At 70.8% G+C, this 21,411-nt stretch carries 17 protein-coding genes; 8 read left to right on the top strand and 9 right to left on the bottom strand.

Annotated features, from left to right (window positions below):
* From ACP93_RS19035 to ACP93_RS19010, 6 genes are all read right to left on the bottom strand, one after another.
* Positions 1-762: SH3 domain-containing protein (locus tag ACP93_RS19035; RefSeq protein WP_228136092.1), on the bottom strand; the 762-nt coding region annotated here is incomplete at its 3' end.
* A 345-nt stretch (positions 763-1,107) separates the two neighbouring features.
* On the bottom strand, positions 1,108-3,132 hold the full coding sequence (locus ACP93_RS19030) for a M3 family metallopeptidase (RefSeq protein ID WP_048492235.1): 2,025 nt from the start codon (positions 3,130-3,132) through the stop codon (positions 1,108-1,110).
* Positions 3,133-3,193: 61 nt separating this feature from the next.
* Complete coding sequence (locus ACP93_RS19025) at positions 3,194-4,297, bottom strand: PLP-dependent cysteine synthase family protein (RefSeq protein WP_048492234.1); 1,104 nt, start codon at positions 4,295-4,297, stop codon at positions 3,194-3,196.
* 120 nt (positions 4,298-4,417) lie between these two features.
* Positions 4,418-4,630, bottom strand: a complete 213-nt coding sequence (locus ACP93_RS19020; protein ID WP_048492233.1) for a heavy-metal-associated domain-containing protein — start codon at positions 4,628-4,630, stop codon at positions 4,418-4,420.
* A 34-nt stretch (positions 4,631-4,664) separates the two neighbouring features.
* A complete protein-coding gene (locus tag ACP93_RS19015) occupies positions 4,665-7,103 on the bottom strand; it encodes a heavy metal translocating P-type ATPase (RefSeq protein WP_048492232.1) in 2,439 nt (812 codons plus the stop codon).
* A complete protein-coding gene (locus ACP93_RS19010) occupies positions 7,100-7,540 on the bottom strand; it encodes a heavy metal-responsive transcriptional regulator (RefSeq protein ID WP_048492231.1) in 441 nt (146 codons plus the stop codon). The genes ACP93_RS19015 and ACP93_RS19010 overlap by 4 nt, the downstream gene beginning before the upstream one ends.
* A gap of 121 nt (positions 7,541-7,661) precedes the next feature.
* Here ACP93_RS19010 and ACP93_RS19005 point away from each other — a divergent pair, with 121 nt between their 5' ends.
* The 3 genes from ACP93_RS19005 to ACP93_RS18995 all read left to right on the top strand — a co-directional run bounded on the left by ACP93_RS19005 (position 7,662) and on the right by ACP93_RS18995 (position 11,218).
* Positions 7,662-8,069: a CopL family metal-binding regulatory protein gene (locus ACP93_RS19005; protein ID WP_048492230.1), complete on the top strand. Its 408-nt coding sequence runs from the start codon at positions 7,662-7,664 to the stop codon at positions 8,067-8,069.
* A 120-nt stretch (positions 8,070-8,189) separates the two neighbouring features.
* Entirely contained in the window at positions 8,190-10,007 is a 1,818-nt protein-coding gene (locus tag ACP93_RS19000; protein ID WP_048492229.1) for a copper resistance system multicopper oxidase, read from the top strand.
* Between the two features lie 2 nt (positions 10,008-10,009).
* Positions 10,010-11,218 carry a copper resistance protein B gene (locus tag ACP93_RS18995; protein WP_048492228.1) on the top strand — a complete coding sequence of 403 codons (1,209 nt, stop codon included), beginning with the start codon at positions 10,010-10,012 and terminating at the stop codon, positions 11,216-11,218.
* Between the two features lie 270 nt (positions 11,219-11,488).
* Here the strand turns inward: ACP93_RS18995 and ACP93_RS18990 are convergent, their stop codons facing one another.
* Together ACP93_RS18990 and ACP93_RS18985 are read right to left on the bottom strand one after the other, a co-directional pair.
* On the bottom strand, positions 11,489-11,962 hold the full coding sequence (locus ACP93_RS18990; RefSeq protein WP_048492227.1) for a hypothetical protein: 474 nt from the start codon (positions 11,960-11,962) through the stop codon (positions 11,489-11,491).
* Between the two features lie 361 nt (positions 11,963-12,323).
* Positions 12,324-13,040, bottom strand: a complete 717-nt coding sequence (locus tag ACP93_RS18985; RefSeq protein ID WP_048492226.1) for a TetR/AcrR family transcriptional regulator — start codon at positions 13,038-13,040, stop codon at positions 12,324-12,326.
* A 98-nt stretch (positions 13,041-13,138) separates the two neighbouring features.
* On the opposite strand from ACP93_RS18985, the gene ACP93_RS18980 reads away from it, so the two are divergent.
* Positions 13,139-14,269, top strand: coding sequence for an FAD-dependent oxidoreductase (locus tag ACP93_RS18980; protein WP_048492225.1), 1,131 nt, complete (start codon positions 13,139-13,141; stop codon positions 14,267-14,269).
* A gap of 111 nt (positions 14,270-14,380) precedes the next feature.
* Here ACP93_RS18980 and glmS read toward each other — a convergent pair whose 3' ends face one another.
* A complete protein-coding gene (gene glmS / locus ACP93_RS18975) occupies positions 14,381-16,213 on the bottom strand; it encodes a glutamine--fructose-6-phosphate transaminase (isomerizing) (RefSeq protein ID WP_048492224.1) in 1,833 nt (610 codons plus the stop codon).
* 472 nt (positions 16,214-16,685) lie between these two features.
* Between glmS and ACP93_RS18970 the strand changes: the two genes are divergently transcribed.
* The 4 genes from ACP93_RS18970 to ACP93_RS18955 all read left to right on the top strand — a co-directional run bounded on the left by ACP93_RS18970 (position 16,686) and on the right by ACP93_RS18955 (position 21,399).
* Complete coding sequence (locus ACP93_RS18970) at positions 16,686-17,954, top strand: efflux RND transporter periplasmic adaptor subunit (protein ID WP_048492223.1); 1,269 nt, start codon at positions 16,686-16,688, stop codon at positions 17,952-17,954.
* A 147-nt stretch (positions 17,955-18,101) separates the two neighbouring features.
* Complete coding sequence (locus ACP93_RS18965) at positions 18,102-18,818, top strand: ABC transporter ATP-binding protein (protein ID WP_048492222.1); 717 nt, start codon at positions 18,102-18,104, stop codon at positions 18,816-18,818.
* A gap of 28 nt (positions 18,819-18,846) precedes the next feature.
* Positions 18,847-20,169 carry an ABC transporter permease gene (locus ACP93_RS18960; RefSeq protein WP_048492221.1) on the top strand — a complete coding sequence of 441 codons (1,323 nt, stop codon included), beginning with the start codon at positions 18,847-18,849 and terminating at the stop codon, positions 20,167-20,169.
* 15 nt (positions 20,170-20,184) lie between these two features.
* Positions 20,185-21,399, top strand: coding sequence for an ABC transporter permease (locus ACP93_RS18955; protein WP_048492220.1), 1,215 nt, complete (start codon positions 20,185-20,187; stop codon positions 21,397-21,399).
* Positions 21,400-21,411 lie beyond the last annotated feature (12 nt).

The raw sequence follows: 21,411 nt of genomic DNA, 5'->3' as shown, positions 1-21,411 counted from the left end.
AGGTGGAGGCGGTGGAGGTGGCGGCGAACTCGGCTTCGGCGGATGCTGCTCGACCCATTGGATCGTCGCCGGCGTGGGCGGCCACGACGGCGATGCCGACGGCGCGGACGCAGGCGGCGGCACGGGCGTCAGTCCCATCGCTTCGCGCTGGCGGCGGTCGTCGTCCTGGCGTTGCAACTCCTTCGCCAGTTCCTTGTTGTAGCGGGGGTTGAGCGCGTCCGGCGGCGGGATCTGATGCATCCGCTCGCCAGGCGGCGTCCATTGCGGCGAGGCGCTCACCGCCTCGGACGCGGACGCAGGAGGCGGTGGCGGCGCCCGCCATTGCGGCGCCAGCTGACGCTGCAGCGGCGCCGGGATCTGCGCTGGGCCGGCCGCGGTCGACGCGCTTTCCAGCGGGCGGTAACGCGCGCGTTCGCGCGCCCACGGCTGGCCGCGATAGTGCGTGTCCCAGTAGCGGTCCAGCGCAAAGCCGACGGTCGGCACGGCGGGCGCGACGCCCTCGCCTTGCGTGCCGAAGTCGATCGCCCCACCCGGCAGCCAGCCGCGTTTGCCGCTCCAACTGACATCGCACCAGGCCCAATCCTGGGTGCAGCCATGCACCCGCAGCGTGTCATGGCTCACTGTGGTCGCCACACGCGGATACTCCAGCGCCGGGCCAGCGCGCAGGCTGGCGCCAATGCGGACCGTGCCGCTGCCGTCCTGCGCCAGCGCAGGCGCGGCCATGCTCAACAGCAACGGCGTCCACCACTGTGCTCGCTTCATGCGGTCCTCCTTGTGCAGTGCGGCAGTGTCCTGTGCCGCGATCGCGGCAGCGAAGATCGCCTGCCGCTGTGCTTTGTTCTAGCACAGAGGGGCCGGGATTGGGGATTGGGGATGACCAGCCTGCGGCTGTTGAAAGCCGGGATTGGTGATTGGAGATTGCGGGCGGCGGCGTGCTGTGCGGAGCCAAATCGTTGGCAGGCGATTTTCTGTAGGAGCGGCTTCAGCCGCGACGGGCGTTACCGGTAACGCCCGTCGCGGCTGAAGCCGCTCCTACAACAACGCCAGAAGCGCTGGAAATGCCCTGCACTCGCGAAAAATCACGAATCACGAATCCCGGCTCCCCGCCTACCCCGCCATGCCGCTGTGCCGCAGCAACGCCTCCAGCTCCGGCGCGCGACCGCGGAAGGCGGTGAAGTTCTCCAGCGCCGGGCGGCTGCCGCCCCGCGACAGGATCTCGCGCAGGAAGCGCGCACCGGTGGCGGGCAGCTGGTCGGGCGCTTCCTCGAACGCCGCATAGGCGTCGGCGCTGAGCACCTCGGCCCATTTGTAGCTGTAGTAGCCGGCCGCATAGCCGCCAGCGAAGATGTGGCTGAACTGGTGCGGGAAGCGATTCCAGGCCGGCGGCCGGTTCACCGCGACTTCATCGCGCACGCGTTCGAGCAACTGCAGCACGCTGTCGGCCTGCGCATCGAAGCGATGGTGCAGTTGCATGTCGAACAGCGCGAACTCGAGCTGGCGCACGGTGAACATGCCGCTCTGGTAGTTCTTCGCCGCCAGCATCTTGTCGAACAGCGCGCGCGGCAACGGTTCGCCGCTGTCCACGTGCGCAGTCATCGCCTGCAGCCGCGGCCACTCCCAGCAGAAGTTCTCCATGAACTGGCTGGGCAGCTCCACCGCGTCCCATTCCACCCCATTGATGCCGGCCACGCCCAGTTCGCCGACCTGGGTCAGCAACTGGTGCAGGCCGTGGCCCATCTCGTGGAACAGGGTGGTGACCTCGTTGTGGGTGAAGGTGGCCGGCTTGCCGTCGCTGCCGCGGCCGAAGTTGCACACCAGGTAAACAAGTGGGGTCTGCACGCCGTCGGCGCGCTCGCGGCGATTGCGGCAATCGTCCATCCAGGCGCCGCCGCGCTTGCCTTCGCGTGCGTACAGGTCCAGGTAGAACTGCCCGACCAGGCGCCCCTGTGCGTCGCTGAGGCGGAAGAAGCGCACGTCCGGATGCCACACCGGCGCGCTGTCGGCCTCCACGCGCAAGCCATACAGGTCGTGGATCAAGCCGAACAGGCCGTCCAGCACCTTCGGCTCGGTGAAGTAGCGCTTTACGTCCTGCTCCGAGAAGCTGTAGCGCGCCTGCTTGAGCTGCTCGCTGGCATAGAGCAGGTCCCACGCCTCCAGCGTGTCCAGACCCAGGTGTTCGCGGGCATAGGCTTCCAGTTCGGCGCGGTCGCGCTGCGCGTAGGGCTTGGCGCGGGCGGCCAGATCGTGCAGGAAGTCGAGCACCTGCGCGGGATCCTGCGCCATCTTCGTCGCCAGCGAATACTCGGCGTAGCTGGCGAAGCCGAGCAAGGCGGCCAGTTCTCCACGCAAGGCGAGGATGCGACCGATCGCGGCGCTGTTGTCCAGCGCCGCATCGCCGAACTCCGAGGCGCGGATCGCGTTGGCGCGGTACAGCGTCTCGCGCAGCGCGCGGTCCTCGGCGTACATCTGCACCGGCAGGTAGCACGGCATCTGCAGGGTCAGCTTCCAGCCCGCCTGGCCATCGCGTTCGGCCACCGCACGCGCGGCGGCGATGCTGTCCTCGGGCAGGCCGGCCAGCCGCGCCGGGTCGTCGATCAGCAGCGACCACGCATCGGTGGCGTCGAGCACGTTCTGCGAGAACTTGGCCGACAGCGCCGACAGTTCCTCCTGGATCGCGGCGAAGCGCTGTTTGTCGGCTTCGCCCAGTTCGGCGCCGCCCAGGCGGAAATCGCGCAACGCGTTGTCCAGCACCTTGCGCTGCGCCGGGCCGAGCGTGGCCGCCTCCGGCGAGTGCGCCAGCGTGCGGTACTGCGCGAACAGCGCCAGGTTCTGCCCCAGCGCGCTGGAGAAGCGCGTCACCTTGGGCAGGTTGGTGTTGTAGGCCTCGCGCAGCGCCGGCGTGTTGACCACCGCCTGCAGGTGGCTCACCTGGCCCCAGGCGCGCCACAGCCGCTCGGTGGCATCGTCCAGCGGCGCTACGAAACTGTCCCAGCGCACCGGCGCCACGGTCTCGGCGGCGGCCACGGCGGCCTCGGCCTGCGCCAGCAGCGTGTCGATCGCCGGGCCGATGTGCTCGGGCTGGATCGCATCGAAGCGCGGCAGGCCGGAAAAATCGAGCAGGGGGTTGGTCATCGCGGAAGTCTCGGTCACGGAAGGAAGGCTGGCGGCGCCGGCCATGGCAGTGAGATGGCGGTCAGTCCAGCGCGGCACAAGGCAGCGGCGGCAACCCGGCACCGGCCACCGCCGCGGCCAGTTGCGCATCGGCCTGCTCCACGTCGATGCCGTGCTCGGCGTACCACTGCGGCCGGTAGTAGCTGTGCACGTAGCGCTCGCCGCTGTCGCACAGGATGGTGACGATGGCACCGCTGCGGCCCTGCTCGCGCATGCGCGTGGCCGCCTGCAGCACGCCGACGAAGTTGGTGCCGGTGGAGCCGCCCACGCGCCGGCCCAGGCGCGCGCTGACGTAACGCATCGCCGCCAGGCTCAGCGCGTCGGGCACCTTGACCATCGCATCCACGCAGCTGGGGATGAAGCTCGGCTCCACCCGCGGCCGGCCGATGCCTTCGATGCGCGAGCCGCCGGTGCTTTCCAGGCCGGCGTAGTCGCGCCCGGCCAGTGCCTCGCGGTAGCCGTCGAAGAACAGCGACACCTCCGGATCCGCGCACAGGATACGGGTGGGATGGCGCCGGTAGCGCACGTAGCGCCCGAGCGTGGCGGCGGTGCCGCCGGTGCCGGGGCTGCACACGATCCAGGCCGGGATCGGATGCGGCTCCTCCTGCATCTGCCGGAAGATCGATTCGGCGATGTTGTTGTTGGCGCGCCAGTCGGTGGCGCGTTCGGCGTAGAGGAACTGGTCCATGAAGTGGCCACCGGTCTCGCGCGCCAACTGCACCGAATCGGCGTGCAGGTCGCAGGCGCGCCCGACCAGGTGGCAGCGCCCGCCCTGGAACTCGATCGCGGCGATCTTCTCCGGCGAAGTCGTCGCCGGCATCACCGCGATGAACGGCAGCCCCAGCAGGCGCGCGAAATACGCCTCGGAGACCGCGGTGGAGCCGCTGGAGGCCTCGATCACCGGCCGCCCCTCGCGCAGCCAGCCGTTGGCCAGCGCGTACAGGAACAGCGAGCGCGCCAGGCGATGCTTGAGGCTGCCGGTGGGGTGGCTGGACTCGTCCTTGAAATACAGGTCGATGCCGGGAAAACCGGGCAGGTCCAGCGGGATCAGGTGGGTGTCGGCCGAGCGGTTGAAGTCGGCTTCGATCTTCTGGATGGCGGCGGCCACCCAAGCGCGATGGGTCATGGCGGTGCGAGAGCGGAGAAACCGCGCCCACGATACACGCCCGGCCACGCGCCCGGGCCATGCACGGCGGCGGCCGCCACGCCGGCGTTCACCCGGGAAGACGCGGCGCCGGGGCGGCGCTCAGCCGGCGGCCACGCTGAAGCCGGCGTCGGCGATCGCCTGCTCCAGGGCGGCCGCGTCGATGCGCGCGGGGTCGTAGTCGATGCCCACGCGCCCGTCTTCCAGCACCACCGTGCTCGCGGTCACGCCCGGGCAGGCGTCCAGCACCCGCTGCAGCCGCGCGCTGCAGCCGCCGCAGGTCATGCCGTGGACGAGGAAATCGAGATGTTGCATGTCAGGCTCCAAAGTGAAGAAATCGGACCCGCGCTCACTGCGCCCGCCAGCGATTCAGCAGCAGCGCGTTGCCCAGCACCGAGACCGAACTCAGCGCCATCGCCGCGCCGGCGATCACCGGGTTGAGCAGGCCGAACGCGGCCAGCGGGATACCCAGGCCGTTGAAGACGAAGGCGAAGAACAGGTTCTGGCGGATCTTGCGCACCGTCGCCGCGGACAGGTCGATGGCAGCAGCGACGCCGGCCAGGTCGCCGTGCATCAGCACCACGTCCGCCGCCTCGATGGCAATGTCCGAGCCGCTGCCGATGGCGAAACTGACGTCGGCCGCGGCCAGCGCCGGGGCGTCGTTGATGCCGTCGCCGACCATGCCCACGTGTGCGCCCGGCACGGCCTGCAGCCGGCGCACGTGCTCGGCCTTGTCCTGCGGCAGCACCTCGGCCTGCACCTGCGCGATGCCGAGCCGCGCGGCCACCGCTTGCGCCGCGTGGCGGTTGTCGCCGCTGAGCATGGTCACCGCGATGCCGCGCGCCTGCAGCAGGGCCACCGCCTCGGCGGCGTCTTCGCGCAGCGGATCGGCGATGGCGATGTAGCCGGTCACGGCGCCGTCTACCGCCACCCCGACCACGCTCTGGCCCTGCGCCTGCGCCGCCTCGGCCTGGCGGCGCAGCGTCGGGTCGACCGGCGCGGCGGCCAGACCGTCGAGCCATACCAGCGCGCCCAGCGCGACCTCGCGCCCATCCACGCGGCCGCGCACGCCCTGCCCCGGCAACGTCTGCACCGCCTCGGCCAGCGGCGCCGGCGCGGCCGTGCGTACGCCCAGGTCGGCGGCGCGCTGCACGATGGCGCGCGCCAGCGGATGCGCCGAACCGGTCTCCAGCGCCGCGGTCAGGCGCAGCAGCGGCGCGGCCTCGGCCTCGTCGGCGACCAGCACCGCGGTCACCTGCGGCTGGCCCAGGGTCAGGGTGCCGGTCTTGTCGACCACCAGCGCGGTCAGCGCGCGGGCGCGTTCCAGCACCTCGGCGTCGCGGATCAGGATGCCGACGCGGGCGCCGACGCCGGTGCCGACCATGATCGCGGTCGGCGTGGCCAGGCCCAGCGCGCACGGGCAGGCGATCACCAACACCGCCACCGCGTGCACCAGGGCGTCTGCAAAATTGCCGCCCAGCGCCCAGGTCGCGCCCAGGGTGATCGCGGCGGTGGCCAGCACCGCCGGCACGAACACCGCGGCGATGCGGTCGACCAGGCGCTGGATCGGCGCGCGCGAGCCTTGCGCGGCGTCGACCATGCGTACGATCTGCGCCAGCAACGTGTCCGCGCCGACACCGGTGGCGCGCGCGCGCAGCAGGCCGAGCTGGTTGACCGTGGCCGCATGCAGGCGACTGCCCGGCGCCTTGGCCACCGGCAGCGCCTCGCCGGAGAGCATCGCCTCGTCCACGCTGGAGTGGCCGTCGAGCACCTCGCCGTCCACCGGCACGCGCTCGCCGGCGGCGACCACGAACACGTCGCCGACCGCCAGGTCCGCTGCATCCACTTCCACGATGACGCCGTCGCGCTCGACCCGCGCGGTGGTCGGCGCCAGATCGAGCAGCGCGCGCACCGACGCGGTGGTGCGGCGCTTGGCGCGGGCCTCGAGCAGGCGCCCGAGCAGCACCAGGGTGATGACGCTGGTGCTGGCCTCGAAGTACACGTGCTGATCATGCAGGCCGGCCACGGTGACCACGGCGCTGTACAGATAGGCCATGCCGGTGCCCAGCGCCACCAGCACGTCCATGTTGGCGCTGCCGTTGCGCAACGCGCGGTAGCCGGCGCGGTAGAAGCGCGCGCCGATCCAGCACTGCACCGGCGTCGCCAGCAACAGCTGCAACCAGCGCGGCAGCGGCTCGGCATGCGCGCCGCGCAGGGCATCGCCATCCAGCATGCCAAGCATCTGCCCCCAGAATGGCAGGGTCAGCAGCACCGCCGCGGCGAACAGACCCAGCTCGCGCCGCCAGGCGCGACGCTCGGTCCGCTCGCGCTCGGCCAGTTGCTCGTGGTCCATGGCCTGCGCGACGCGTGCGCCGAACCCGGCACGGGCGATCCGCGCGATCAGCTCCGCCGGTGCGACCGCGCCGGGCACGATCTCCACCCGCGCCTTGGCCGAGGCCAGGTTGGCGTGGCCGGCGAGCACGCCCGGGGTCTTCGCCAGCACCGCATCGATCGACGCCACGCAGGACGCGCAGTGCAGGCCACTGAGCTCCAGGGTCACCGCCTGGGTGGGCACGCTGTAGCCGGCCTGCTGGATGCGCTGCAGCAGCGTCGGCAGGTCCACCTGCTGCGGGTCGTAATCGACCTGCACGCGCGCGCCGGCATAGCTGGCTTGCGCCACCACACCGGGCAGGCGCTGCAACGCCTTCTCCACGCCGGCCGCGCAGGCGGCGCAGGTCATGCCCTGCACCGGCAGGGTCAACGAGGCGGTGGCGCGGTCCGTGCTCATCGCGTCGGCTCGCCGGCGGCATCGCCGCGGATGTCGCCCAGGATCGGGCAGGCGTCCGGCGCACCGCGGCCGGGGCAGTCCTCGACCAGCGCCGCCAGGGCGTTGCGCATCTCGGTCAGCTCGGCGATGCGCCGGTCCAGCGCCTGCAGGCGCGCGCTGGCGCGCTGCTTGATGCCCTCCACGCCGTGCACGCGATCGTCCTGCAGCGCCAGCAGCTCGCCGATCTCCTCCAGCGAGAAGCCCAGCTCCTTGGCGCGGCGGATGAAGCGCACCCGCTGCACTGCCGCGGCGTCGTACTCGCGGTAGCCGGAGGCGCGGCGCGGGGCGGGCGGCAGCAGGCCCTGGCGTTCGTAGTAGCGCACGGTATCGATGGCGACGTCGGCCTGGCGGGCGAGCGCGCCGATGGTGAAGCGGGCGGGGGCGGGGGCGGATCGCATGCGCACACCCTACTCCCTGGAGTCGGGTCCAGAGTCAAGCCTTGCCACGCGGCGGTCGCTTGCCGCCCACGCCGGCTTCGGTATCCTCTGTTGCTCCCCGCCGCCACGCTGCCGCCTGTCCGTGCCAACCCTTTCCGCCCTGCTGCGCTTGCTGCTGTGCCTGAGCCTGCTGCTCAACGGCACCGCGGCCGCCATGGCGATGCCGGGCATGGCGGCGCACGGTACCGCGACGCACGACACGGCTGCCACGGTCGCCAGCGCGGTGCCGGCGCATGCGGCGATGCCCTGCCACGACGCGCCGCCACCGCCTCCCGCGGATCACGACGGGCACTGCCACGACCATGCCGGCAAGCACGGTGGCTGCGGCGGCATGGCCGGCTGCCAATGCCCGCATGCGCAACCGCTGCCGGCGCTGCTGGCAATGCCCATGGCATTGCCGCGCCTGCCCCGCACCTTGATCTCCGCCGATCCCCAGGCCGCGCACGGTGCGCCCGGTCTGCCGCGGCTGGAACGTCCTCCCAGCGTCTGAGCGCACGCGGCCGCCCCTTGGGCGGCCTCCTGGCGGCGGCGCACAGGCGCTGCCGCGTCTACGCCTGCAGTGCCCCGTCGGCGCTGCGCGGCACATCGCTTCCGCTTACGGACATCGCACATGAACCCATCTTCTTCCGGCCTGCCGACGCTGCCGTCGCGGCGCCGCTTCGTCACCGGGCTGGCGCTGGGCGCCGCCGCCGGCCTCACCGGGCTGCCGCTGCGCCACGCCCAGGCCAGCGCGCTGGCGCGCAACGGCGCCGCGCCCTACGTACTGCACGGCACCGACCTGGACCTGAGCATCGGCAGCACCCGGGTCAACTTCACCGGGCGCGAACGCCCCGCCATCGCCGTCAACGGCAGCGTGCCGGCACCGCTCCTGCGCTGGCGCGAAGGCGACACCGTGACCATCCGCGTGGCCAACCGCTTGCCCGGCCACACCCAGACCTCGGTGCACTGGCACGGCCTGCTGCTGCCGGCGAACATGGATGGCGTGCCGGGCATGAGCTTCGACGGCATCTATCCCGGTGAGACCTACCAGTACCGCTTCGCCCTGCGCCAGTCCGGCACCTACTGGTACCACAGCCACTCGCTGCACCAGGAGCAGGCCGGGCTGTACGGCGCCATCGTGATCGACCCGCGCGAGCCGCCGCCGTACCGCTACGATCGCGAGCACGTGCTGCTGCTGTCGGACTGGACCGACCTGGATCCTACCGCGCTGTTCCGGCGGCTGAAGCAGATGCCGTCCTACGACAACCTGTACCAGCGCACCGTCGGCGATTTCCTGCGCGACGCGCGGCAGGACGGGCTGCGCGCCACCCTCGCCGACCGCGGCATGTGGGGGCGCATGCGCATGACGCCGAGCGACCTGTCCGACGTCAACGGCAACACCTACACCTACCTGCTCAACGGCGTGACCCCGGCCGGCAACTGGACCGGGCTGTTCCGCCCCGGCGAGAAGGTGCTGCTGCGCTTCATCAACGCCTCCAGCATGAGCTACTTCGACGTGCGCATCCCCGGGCTGAAGATGACCGTGGTCGCCGCCGACGGCCAGTACGTGCATCCGGTGAGCGTGGACGAGTTCCGCATCGCCGCGGCCGAAACCTTTGATGTGCTGGTCGAACCCAGCGGCCAGGACGCCTACACGGTGTTCGCCCAGGACATGGGCCGCACCGGCCACGCACGCGGCACCCTGGCCGTGCGCGAGGGCCTGCAGGCGCCGGTGCCGGCCAACGATCCGCGCCCGCTGCTGCGCATGCAGGACATGGGCCACGCGATGGCCGGACACGCCGGCATGGAGCACGGCGCGGGCACGGCCATGCACGGCATGGAGGGCGGCTGCGGGGCGAGCATGCACATGGCCGGCATGCCGGGCATGGAGCACGCCGCGCACGCGGCTGCAGGCGCTGCCGCCGCACCCGTGCATCCGCGCAGCGAACGCGGCAATCCGCTGGTGGACATGCAGTCCTCCGCCACCGCGCCGCGGCTGGACGACCCGGGCATCGGCCTGCGCGACAACGGCCGCCGCGTGCTGGCCTACGCCGACCTGCACAGCCTGTTCGAGGACCCGGACGGGCGCGAGCCGGGACGCGAGATCCAGTTGCACCTGACCGGCAACATGGAGAAGTTCGCCTGGTCCTTCGACGGCGTTCCCTTCGCCAGCGCCGAGCCGCTGCGGCTCAACTATGGCGAGCGCCTGCGCATCGTGCTGGTCAACGACACGATGATGCAGCACCCGATCCACCTGCACGGCATGTGGAGCGACGTGGAGGACGCCGCCGGCCGCTTCCAGGTGCGCAAGCACACCGTGGACATGCCGCCGGGCACGCGCCGCAGCTATCGCGTGCGCGCCGACGCGCTGGGCCGCTGGGCCTACCACTGCCACCTGCTCTACCACATGGACGGCGGCATGATGCGCGAAGTGCGGGTGGACGCATGAGCATGCGCCACTCCCGCCTCGCTCCACTCGCCCACGCCACCGGCCTGGCGCTGCTGTTGGCGCATGCCGCCGCGCAGGCGCAGCCTGTCCATGATGCCGACCCCGGCGCCGATGCAACTGCCGCACGCTGCGCCTGCCCGGCGTCCGCTGCCGCCATGCCCACGGCAGGCGCGGCGGCGATGGCGGCGCATCCCGACACGGCGTTGCACGGCGCCATGGACCACGCTGCGATGGGGCATGCCGCGCACGCGCCGGCCACGCAAGGCGCGCCTGCCGCGCAGACCATGGCAGAGCACGCCGACGCCATGCCGCACGAGCCCATGGATCACGCGACGATGGACCATGCCGCCGCGCCGACATCGCAGGCCGATCACAGCGAACACGCGCATCACCCACACGACGGCATGGATCACGAGGGCATGGACCATGCGATGCCCTCGGCGCCGACATCGACCGCGACCGCATGCCAGTGCCCCGCGAACACCGACACGCCGCTGCCACGCGAGCCGATCCCACCGATCACCGCGGCCGATCGCGCGGCCGCATTCCCGGTGCTGCGCGACCACGGCATGGCGCACGGCGCGGCGCACACCGGCTATCTGCTGGTCGACCGCCTGGAGGGCTGGGACAACGCCCACGGCAGCGGCCAGGCCTGGGAAGCGCGCGGCTGGTACGGCGGCGACATCGACCGGCTATGGCTGCGCAGCGATGGCGAACGCGAGGGCGGCCGCACCACGGCATCCTCGCTGGAACTGGCCTATGGCCGCGCGATCTCGCCGTGGTGGGACGTGCTGATCGGCGCCAGGCAAACGTTCGCGCCGGGCAGCGCGCGGACCTCGGCGGCGTTCGGCGTGCAGGGCATGGCGCCGTACAAGTTCGAGGTCTCGGCCATGCTCTACGTCGGCGAAGGCGGCCATGCCAGCCTGCACCTGGAAGGCGAGTACGACGTGCTGCTGACCAATCGCCTGATCCTGCAGCCACGGCTTGAGGCGGAACTGGCCGCGCGCGACGATCCGGCGCATCGCACCGGCAGCGGCCTGACCAGCGTGGAGGGCGGGTTGCGCCTGCGCTACGAGGTCACGCGTCGGTTCGCGCCTTACGTGGGTGTGGACCATGCCCGCAGCTTCGGCGATACCGCCGACCAACGTCGCACGGTTGGCGAGGCAGCGCGTGAAACGCGCTGGGTCGCCGGCCTGCGGTTCTGGTTCTGAGCCGCGGCGCGCGGCACGGAACATGGCAGACGGCGGCGCGGCGTCCGCGCCGCCGTAGCAGCACACGGCGCTGCCGCTGAACCGGCATTCGCGATGTGCCAGGCGTGTGCATCCAGCCACCTGCATGCCCCGCGAGCGGAGACGGTCATTTGTAGGAGCGGCCTCAGCCGCGACGGACGTTACCGGTAATGCCCGTCGCGGCTAAAGCCGCTCCTACGAAACGCGGCACCGGGCTGCGACGAAAGGACATACGACGCGCCTCGCCAGCCCTCACGCGTGCAGCGCCGCCTGCAGGGCCTCCATCTCGTGGCGTGGCGGGCGCAGCGCACCCAGCGTACGCACCAACTCTCGATAGCTGTGTGCGAGTTGCGCGAACAGGCTGGCATCGCTGGCGCGTGTCTCGGCGACTTCGGCATAGGCGCCGCGACCGAGATCGATGAAATAGTCCACGCTGACCCGGCGCCGCGCCGCCACGCCGGGAAACAGCCCGGCGATCAGCAGACAACCATCGCCGACCTCGCGCAAGGCATCGGCGCGGGCGCGCCCGACCTGCTCCTGCGCATGCAGCCAGGCCAATGCCTGGATGTGCGCCAGCAACTGCGCATCGCGCTGGTAGCGCAGCAGCACGAACACCAGATAGTGCTCGCGCGATTCGTCCAGCGGCCGACCCAGGCGCTGCCCGGCCTCGTGCACCAACGCCTGCCACAGCTCGGCCGGCGCCCCCTGTCTGAAAGACTCGTACATGCGTCCTCCTGCGTGGTGGGAACCCTCGCCTGTATCAATGCATATTCCAGGCCACACTGCTGGCAATGTCCGCACGCAAGTGCCAGCGTTCGCGGTTTGTGCTGGCATCGCCATGCGATGTTGACGCGTCGTGCCAGGATCCTGTGGAGCGCGATGCGCCTCCGCCTGCCTTGACGATGGCGCACGCTGTCGACCGATGCCGGCAATGTCGATGCCGTCGCCTGGCGCATCCCGGGCCGCGCAGAACGCTGGGGCGGCCGCGCTGCATACAGCGGCTCGACCGCGCCGACGGCACAACGACAGGACGCAGGTGCAATCCGCACAGCCGCAACGCGCGCAACTGCATCCGGCGCAGGATCACTCAGGAGTGGCGGCGCCTCCGCACCCCGCCGGCCACCTGCGCGTCGTCCTGCGCCACGATGCCGGCCAGGATCAGGTCGATCCCGGCGATGAAGTCCATGCGGTCGTCGTGCGTCCGCAGTGCGCCGGCCATACTGCATACGAAGGGATACGCGACCGGGTCGAGCCGCGACCACGTGCTCGCCATTGCGGCCAGGGTCTCGTCGCGGACGAGGCCTTGGGTGAGCGCCAACTGCGTATTGGCCGCGTTCTGCCCGCTCACGCCAAGCATGTAGTTGAGCAGGGCGGACACCGCCGCCCACTGTGCCGTGTCGGCCACACCGAGTGCACGCAACGGCTGGCCCAGGCCTTCGATGATGCGCACGATCGGCAACTGTCCCGGTGCCTGCCACAGCGCCGACCCGATCCAGGGATGCGCATCGATCGCATCGAACATGGCCAGGGCCAGCGTGCGGATCGCGGCCTGCGGCGTGGCGTCCGCCATTGGCGCCGGCAGGCTGCGCGCGATGACGGCATCGCAGGCAGCCGTCAGCAGATCGCGCTTGTCGGCGATGTGCCCATACAGGGCGCCAGGCCCGGTGGCGAGCCGTTCGGACAAGGCACGGAAGGTCAGGCCGGCTTCGCCGTCGCGATCGAGCAGGACGATCGCCGCGTCCACGATCTGCTCGCGCGATAGCGCGGCGTCACGGCGTTGTGGGCTGTTGCGTTGTTTGGCCATGGCCGATCTTGACACCAATGGAACGTCATTCCAAGATGATGGAACGACATTCCATCGGCCCAGTGCAGCAGGTTCGCTGCCCACGTCATCGAGGCACCATGCACACTCCCATCGCCATCATCGGTGCCGGACTCGGCGGACTGGCCCTCGCCCGCGTGCTGCACCTCCACGGCATCGCCGCAACCCTCTACGAAGCCGAGGCATCGGCCGATGCGCGTCCGCAGGGCGGGCTGCTCGACATCCACGACTACAACGGCCAACTGGCGCTCAGGGACGCCGGGCTCTACCCGCAGTTCCGCGCGTTGGTGCTGCCCGGCGCGGATGCGAAGCGGGTCGTCGACCGCGATGGCACCCTCCTGATCGAGCGGCCGGACCTCGGCACCGGCAACCGGCCGGAGGTGGATCGCGGGCAGTTGCGCCAACTGCTACTCGACGCACTGCCTGCGGGCGCGGTGCGCTGGGGCTGCAAGCTCGCCGGCGTATCGCCGCTCGCCGATGGGCGGCATCTGCTGCGCTTCGGCGACGGCACCACGGTCACCACCGACCTGCTGGTGGGCGCGGACGGCGCCTGGTCGAAGGTACGGCCCTTGCTGTCCGCTGCGGTGCCCGCCTACAGCGGCACCACCTTCATCGAAACGCGCCTGTTCGATGCCGACATCCGACACCCGGCCAGCGCGCAACTGGTCGGCCACGGGACGCTGATGGCCGTCGCACCGGGCAAGGGCCTGTTCGCGCACCGCTATGCCGACGGCACGCTGCATGCCTATGTGTCGCTGGTCAGGCCGCAGGCGTGGTTCGACGGCATCGATGTCGCCGTGCCGGCCAGCGCGATGGCGCGCATCGCCGCGGAGTTCGCCGGTTGGGTGCCGGCGCTGACGGCGTTGATCACCGCCAGCGACACGCCGCCGGTGCTGCGCCCGATCCATGCCTTGCCGGTCGAACACCGCTGGGAACGCGTCCCCGGCGTGACCCTGCTCGGCGACGCGGCGCACCTGATGTCGCCGTTCGCCGGCGAAGGCGCCAACCTCGCGCTCTACGATGGTGCCGAACTGGGCAAGGCCATCGCCGCGCATCCCGGCGCGATCGAGACCGCGCTGGCCACGTACGAAACCCAACTGTTCGCCCGCAGCGCGCCATTCGCGCGCGAGTCGCAGCGCAACCTCGCCCTGTTCTTCGACGCCGCCGCGCCGCAGAGCCTGGTCGAGTTCTTCAACGGCATCGGCGCCTAGCTGTCAGCGCCCCTCGCCAGTGGCGTGCCCGCGGAACGTCGCTGCGCACGACACCGGCATCGCGACGCCGGCGACCGCCATCGCTGGCGCACCGAACGCGCCTGGACCCGCCTACTCCACCGTCACCGACTTGGCCAGGTTGCGCGGCTTGTCCACATCGGTGCCGCGCGCCAGCGCGGTGTGGTAGGCCAGCAACTGCACCGGCACGGTGTGCAGCACCGGGCTGAGCACGCCGGCGTGGCGCGGCGTGCGGATCACGTGCACGCCCTCGGACGCGTTGAAGTTGCTGTCCTGGTCGGCGAACACGAACAGTTCGCCGCCGCGCGCGCGCACTTCCTGCATGTTCGACTTCACCTTCTCCAGCAGGGTGTCGTTGGGCGCGATCACCACCACCGGCATGTTGGCGTCGACCAGCGCCAGCGGGCCGTGCTTGAGCTCGCCGGCCGGATAGCCCTCGGCGTGGATATAGGTGATCTCCTTGAGCTTGAGCGCACCTTCCAGCGCGATCGGGTAATGCAGGCCGCGGCCGAGGAACAGCGCGTTGTGCTTGTCGGCGAAACGCTCGGCCCACACCGCGATCTGCGGTTCCAGGTTGAGCACGTGCTGCACGCTGCCGGGCAGGTAGCGCAGCTGCTCCAGGTACTCGGCCTCCTGCTCGGCGCTCAGCCGCCCGCGGCGCTTGGCCAGCACGCAGGTGAGCTGGAACAGCGCCGCCAGCTGGGTGGTGAAGGCCTTGGTCGAGGCCACCCCGACCTCGGCACCGGCGCGGGTGTACAGCACCATCGCGCTGGCGCGCGGGATGGCGCTCTCGGGCACGTTGCAGATCGACAGGGTCTTGGCATGGCCCAGCGCCTTGGCGTACTTGAGCGCCTCCATCGTGTCCAGGGTCTCGCCGGACTGGGAGATGGTCACGATCAGCTGCCGCGGATTGGCGCAGGCGTCGCGGTAGCGGTACTCGCTGGCGATCTCCACGCTGCACGGCAGCCCGGCGATGCCCTCGATCCAGTAGCGCGCGGTCAGCCCGGCGTAGTAGCTGGTGCCGCAGGCCAGGATCTGCACGGCGTCCACATCGGCCAGCAGCGCCTCGGCCTTGCTGCCGAACAGCGTGGTGTCGAACCCGCCGGCGTCGAACAGCGCCTCCAGCGTATCGGCCAGCGCGCGCGGCTGCTCGTGGATCTCCTTCTGCATGAAGTGGCGGTACGGCCCCAGTTCCAGCGAGGCCAGCGACACGTCGGACACGTGCGGCTCGCGCTGCACCGGCTGGTCCTGCGCGTCGTACACCTGCACGCCGTCGCGGCGCAGCTCGGCGGTATCGCCTTCCTCCAGGAAGATCACCCGGCGCGTGGCCTGGATCACCGCCGAGACATCGGAGGCGATGAAGTTCTCGCCCTCGCCCAGGCCGATCAGCAGCGGGCAGCCCATGCGCGCGCACACCAGCAGGTCCGGGCGCGACTTGCTCACCGCGGCCACGGCATAGGCGCCGGTCAGCTCCTTCACCGCCGCCTGCAGGGCGCCGAGCAGGTCGCGGCCCTGGTCGATGTAGTGGTGGATCAAATGGGCGATGACCTCGGTGTCGGTCTGCGACTCGAACACGTAGCCCAGCGCGGTCAGGCGCTCGCGTTGCTGCTCGTGGTTCTCGATGATGCCGTTGTGGACCAGGGCCAGATCGCCGTGGCTGACGTGCGGATGCGCATTGGCCTCGGTGACGCCGCCATGGGTGGCCCAGCGGGTGTGGCCGATGCCCAGCGGGGCATGCAGGCCCTCGGCCAGCGCGGCGCTTTCGGTCTCGGAGACGCGGCCGGTGCGGCGCACGCGGCGCACCTGCCCGTCGGTGACGGCGGCGATGCCGGCCGAGTCGTAGCCCCGGTATTCCAGTCGCTTGAGCCCCTCGATCAGGACCGGAACCACATCGCGATCCGCGATCGCACCGACGATACCGCACATAGCCACGCCCTTCGCCGAAAAGTCCGCCATTCTAGCCAAGTCCGCTGAATGTCTCGCCGCTGACCACACTAGGACCTAGAGCGTGTCACCCATTCCCGAGTATGCCGCGTTGGGCCTGGCAGGCGCGCGGCCGGCGTTGCGTGGCGCCGCGCCTGACTGGCCGTCAGGTCAAGCCGCGCGGCGCCGGCCGCGCGCCTGCCAGGCCCAACCCGAAGGGCCGTGATTGCGCGCGCCCATGGCCGCGTCATCGCTCGGGCGTGGACGGACGTCCACTTCCTCGCTCTTCCTTGCCACAGGCACGCGCAATCGCGGCGCGGCATGCTCGGGAATGGGTGACACGCCCTAGTGTCCGCGAACGTGTCCGCGGACACTCGGACACCTGTCCGCGTCGCGCATACCCATGCAATTCAATGGTTTGCAGTTGGCACGCATCGTGCTGTGAAGTCCCCATCCTCACCGCTGCGACCGTCCGATGATCCGTGACACCTCCGCCCAGGACCAGGTTCTCGCCCGCCCCCGCTCCCGGGCCTGGCGCCGCTGGCTGTGGCCCGGGCTGATTGCCACGCTGGTGCTGCTGGGCATCGCCTTCGCCGCACGCGGCTGGATCGCCGGCAGCCGTTCCTTCGACGCGCAGCGCGTGCGCATCGCCACGGTGACCCGCGGCGACCTGGTCCGCGACATCTCCGCCGACGGCCGCCTGATCGCCGCCAACAGCCCCACCCTGTACGCCATCTCCGGCGGTACCGTGACCCTGAAGGTGGTCGCCGGCGACGTGGTCAAGCAGGGCCAGGAACTGGCCGAGATCGACAGCCCCGAACTGCGCAGCAAGCTGGCCCAGGAAGAGGCCACCCTGGCCGGCCTGGAAGCCGAGGCCGGCCGTGCCGACCTGGACGCGACTCTGGCCCGCGCCAACGCCAGCAAGCTGGTCGACCAGGCGCAGATCGAGCGGCAGGCCGCCAGCCGCGACCTGGAGCGCTACCAGCGCGGCTTCGAGGGCGGTGCGGTGCCGCAGGTGGAACTGGCCAAGGCCCAGGACACGCTGAAGAAGGCCGACATCGCGATGAGCCACGCGCAGAAGGATTCGGGCCTGCAGGCGCAGGGCGCGTCGCTGGACGCGCGCAACAAGCGCCTGCTCGCCGAGCGCCAGCGCGCGGTGGTAGCCGAGGTGCAGCGCCAGGTCGACCTGCTGACCCTGCGTTCGCCGTTCGACGGCCAGGTCGGCCAGGTGCAGGTCTCGCAGCACACCAACGTCGCCGCCAACGCGCCGGTGCTGAGCGTGGTCGACCTGTCCAAGTTCGAACTGGAGATCAAGGTGCCGGAAAGCTTCGCCCGCGACCTGGCGATCGGCATGCCGGCGCAGTTGACCAGTGGTGCCGGCGAACCGTTCGCCGGGGCGATCTCGGCGGTGTCGCCGGAAGTGGTCAACGGCGAGGTCAACGCACGCATCCGTTTCACCGACAAGCAGCCGCCGGGCCTGCGCCAGAGCCAGCGCATGAGCGCGCGGGTGCTGCTGGATACCCGCAAGAACGTGCTCAAGCTCGAGCGCGGTCCGTTCGTCGAACAGTCCGGCGGCCGCTACGCCTACGTCATGGACGGCGACTCGGCGGTGCGCCGCCCGGTCGAACTGGGCGTCACCAGCCTGGGCGAGGTCGAAGTGCGCTCGGGCCTGCAGCCGGGCGACCGGGTCGTGGTCTCCGGCAGCGACCTGTTCGGCGACGCGCCGCAGGTGACGGTGCATTAGGAGCCGGGATTGGGGATTCGGGATTGGGGATTCGTTGAAGCCCCATGCTGCTCTCCTGTCCTTGCCCCTGATCCAGACGCGTCGCGCCCCACCAATCCCCAATCACGAATCCCCAATCTCCGCTCCACAACCATAGGAACTTCCGCCATGCTCGAAATGCGCTCCGTCTCCAAGGTCTTCCGCACCGAACAGGTCGAAACGCATGCGTTGCGCTCGCTGGACCTGCATGTCCGCGAGGGCGAGTTCGTCGCCGTCACCGGGCCGTCGGGCTCGGGCAAGACCACCTTCCTCAACATCGCCGGCTTGCTGGAGACCTTCACCAGCGGCCAGTACCTGCTCGATGGCCAGGACGTCAGCAACCTCAACGACGATGCGCGCTCGCGCATGCGCAACCAGAAGATCGGCTTCATCTTCCAGGGCTTCAACCTGATCCCCGATCTCAACCTGTTCGACAATGTCGACGTGCCGCTGCGCTACCGCGGCATGGGCGCTGCCGAGCGCAAGCAGCGCATCGAAGAGGCGCTGAGCCGGGTCGGGCTGGGTTCGCGCATGAAGCACTATCCGTCCGAACTCTCCGGCGGCCAGCAGCAGCGTGCGGCGATCGCCCGCGCCCTGGCCGGCAGCCCGCGCCTGCTGCTGGCCGACGAACCGACCGGCAACCTCGACTCGCAGATGGCGCGCGGGGTAATGGAACTGCTGGAGGAGATCAACGCGCAGGGCTCGACCATCGTCATGGTCACCCACGACCCGGAACTGGCCGCGCGCGCGCAGCGCAACGTGCACATCGTCGACGGCCAGGCCACCGACCTGCAGCGCGAACCGGTGCTGGGGCACGGCGGCAACGACGCCGCAGCGGCGCGCTGACCCGAACGGCGACGGCGCGGAGACCGACATGCTCGGCTACTACTTCCAGCAAGCGTGGCGCAGCCTGCGCCGCAGCCCGGTGCTCACCGCGCTGATGGTGCTGTCCATCGCCGTGGGCATCGGCGCGGCGATGACCACGCTGACGGTGATGCGGCTGCTGTCCGGCGATCCCTTGCCCGGACGCAGCCAGCAGATCTTCTTCGCGCAGCTCGATCCGCGCCCCAGCAACGGCGCCAACCAGAAGCCGTACGACAAGCTCGACTACCCCTCGGCCATGGACCTGTGGAAGAGCGGGCGCGCCGATCGCCAGGCCATGGTCGCCGAGAGCGAAATCAAGGTGCATGCGGCGGACAGCGCCACCCCGCCCTTCATGACCCAGTTGCTGATGACCCAGGCCGACTTCTTCCCGATGTTCCAGGTGCCGTTCGCCTACGGCAGCGGCTGGCGCGCGCGCGACGACCAGGACCGGGCACGGGTGGCGGTGATCTCGGCCGATCTCAACGCCAAGCTGTTCGGCGGCCGCAACAGCGTCGGCCGCAGCCTGCTGGTGCGCGGCACCGCGGTACGCATCGTCGGCGTGCTGGCGCCGTGGCGGCCGTCGCCGCTGTTCTACACACTGGCCGGCGGCAGCTTCGCCCATGGCGATACCGCCAGTTTCTATGGACGGCCGCAGGACGTGTTCATGCCGCTGTCCAGCAGCCTGGAGGTCAACGACGGCCATATCCAGCCGTGGACCTGCTTCAGCAAGCCCGAGGCCAACCTGGACCTGCGCAGCGCCCCGTGCGTGTGGCTGCAGTTGTGGGTGCAGCTGGACACGCCGACGAAGGTCGCCGACTACCGCCGGCTGCTCGCCGACTACGCCGCGCAGCAGCACGCCGCCGGGCGCATCGGCCGCGCCGACACCGCGCGCCTGCTGTCGTTGCCGCAATGGCTGGACCACAACCGCGTGGTACCGGGCGACGTGCGCCTGCAGAGCTGGCTGGCGCTGGCGTTCCTGGGCCTGTGCCTGTTCAACAGCATCGGCCTGCTGCTGGCCAAGTTCCTGCGCCGCGGCGGCGAGATCGGCGTGCGCCGCGCGCTCGGCGCCTCGCGCCGCGCGATCTTCGCGCAGTGCCTGACCGAGGCTGGCGTGATCGGCCTGATCGGCGGCGCCGGCGGCTGGCTGCTGACCCTGCTGGGGTTGTGGAGCGTGCGCCAGCAGCCCACCGCCTACGCCGACCTGGCGCATCTGGATCCGACGACGTTCGCCGGCACCTTCGCCCTGGCGATCGCCTGCAGCCTCGCTGCCGGCCTGTTCCCCGCCCTGCGCGCCAGCGGTATCGCGCCGGCCATGCAACTCAAGAGTCTGTAACCGGGGCACGCGACGATGCAGATCACTCCCATCCTGAGCGCGCTGTCGCGCCATCGCATTGCCGCCGCGCTGATCACGCTGGAAGTGGCGCTGGCCTGCGCGGTGCTGTGCAACGCCTTCTTCCTGATCGGCAACCGCCTGGAACTGGTGCACCTGCGCAGCGGCATCGACGAGGCCGCGCTGGGGCTGGTGTCGCTGTCCGGCTGCGATGGCTGCAATGCAACCGACGTCAACGCCCGCGCGCTGGATGCGGTGCGCCGCACGCCCGGCGTGCGTGCGGCCGGCGCCATCAACACCGTTCCGTTCGCGCCGCCGGTGTTCAACAACGGGCTGTGCCTGGACCAGGACTGCACCCAGGTCGGCGGCGTACCGCACTTCTACATGGTCAGCCCGGGCGCGGTCGCGGCACTGGCGCTGAAACCGGACAGCGGCCGCACGTTCGGCGACGCGGACTACCAGCCGCTGGACAACGGCATCCCGACCGCGGCAGGCGTGTGGATCACGCGGGCACTGGCCGCGCACCTGTGGCCGGGCCAGGATCCGCTGGGCAAGGAATTCTGGTCCGGCGGTCACTTCCGCGTGATCGGCACGCTGGAGCACCTGGCGCGCCCCGATCCTGGCCGCAGCGAGGACGGCACGATCGGCAGCGACTGGTCGGTGGTGATTCCGGTACGCGAGGCTGCGCAGTCCGGCACCTATGTGCTGCGCGCCGATCCGCGCGACCTGCCGCGGGTGTTGGCGCAGGCGCGCGCCGCGGTGGCACGGGCGGTGCCCGAGGCGGTGCTGGACAACGCCAACAGCAAGCCCCTGGACGAACTGCGCCAGACGTATTTCCAGAGCGACCGCGCGATGACCGGGCTGCTGGTCGCGATCATCGTCGCGATGCTGCTGGTGACCGCGCTGGGCATCGTCGGCCTGGCAAGTTTCTGGGTACAGCAGCGCACCAAGCAGATCGGCATCCGCCGCGCGCTCGGCGCCACCCGCCGCGACATCCTGCGTTATTTCCAGACCGAGAACCTGCTGCTGGTCGGCGCCGGCGTGGCGCTGGGCATGTTGCTGGCCTACGGCGGCAACGTGCTGCTGATGCAGGTGTTCGAACTGGAACGGCTGCCGGCCAGCTACCTGCCGGTCGGCGCGCTGCTGCTGTGCGCGCTGGGCCAGCTCGCCGTGCTCGGTCCGGCCCTGCGCGCCGCCGCCGTCGCTCCCGCCATCGCCACCCGCAGCGCCTGACCCGGAACCCGC

It is taken from the genome of Xanthomonas sp. NCPPB 1128 (genome assembly GCF_001043115.1).
Classification (GTDB): Bacteria; Pseudomonadota; Gammaproteobacteria; order Xanthomonadales; family Xanthomonadaceae; genus Xanthomonas_A.
The sequence above is the reverse complement of the archived record's forward strand: the minus strand, read 5'-3'. Positions and strand labels throughout refer to the sequence as shown.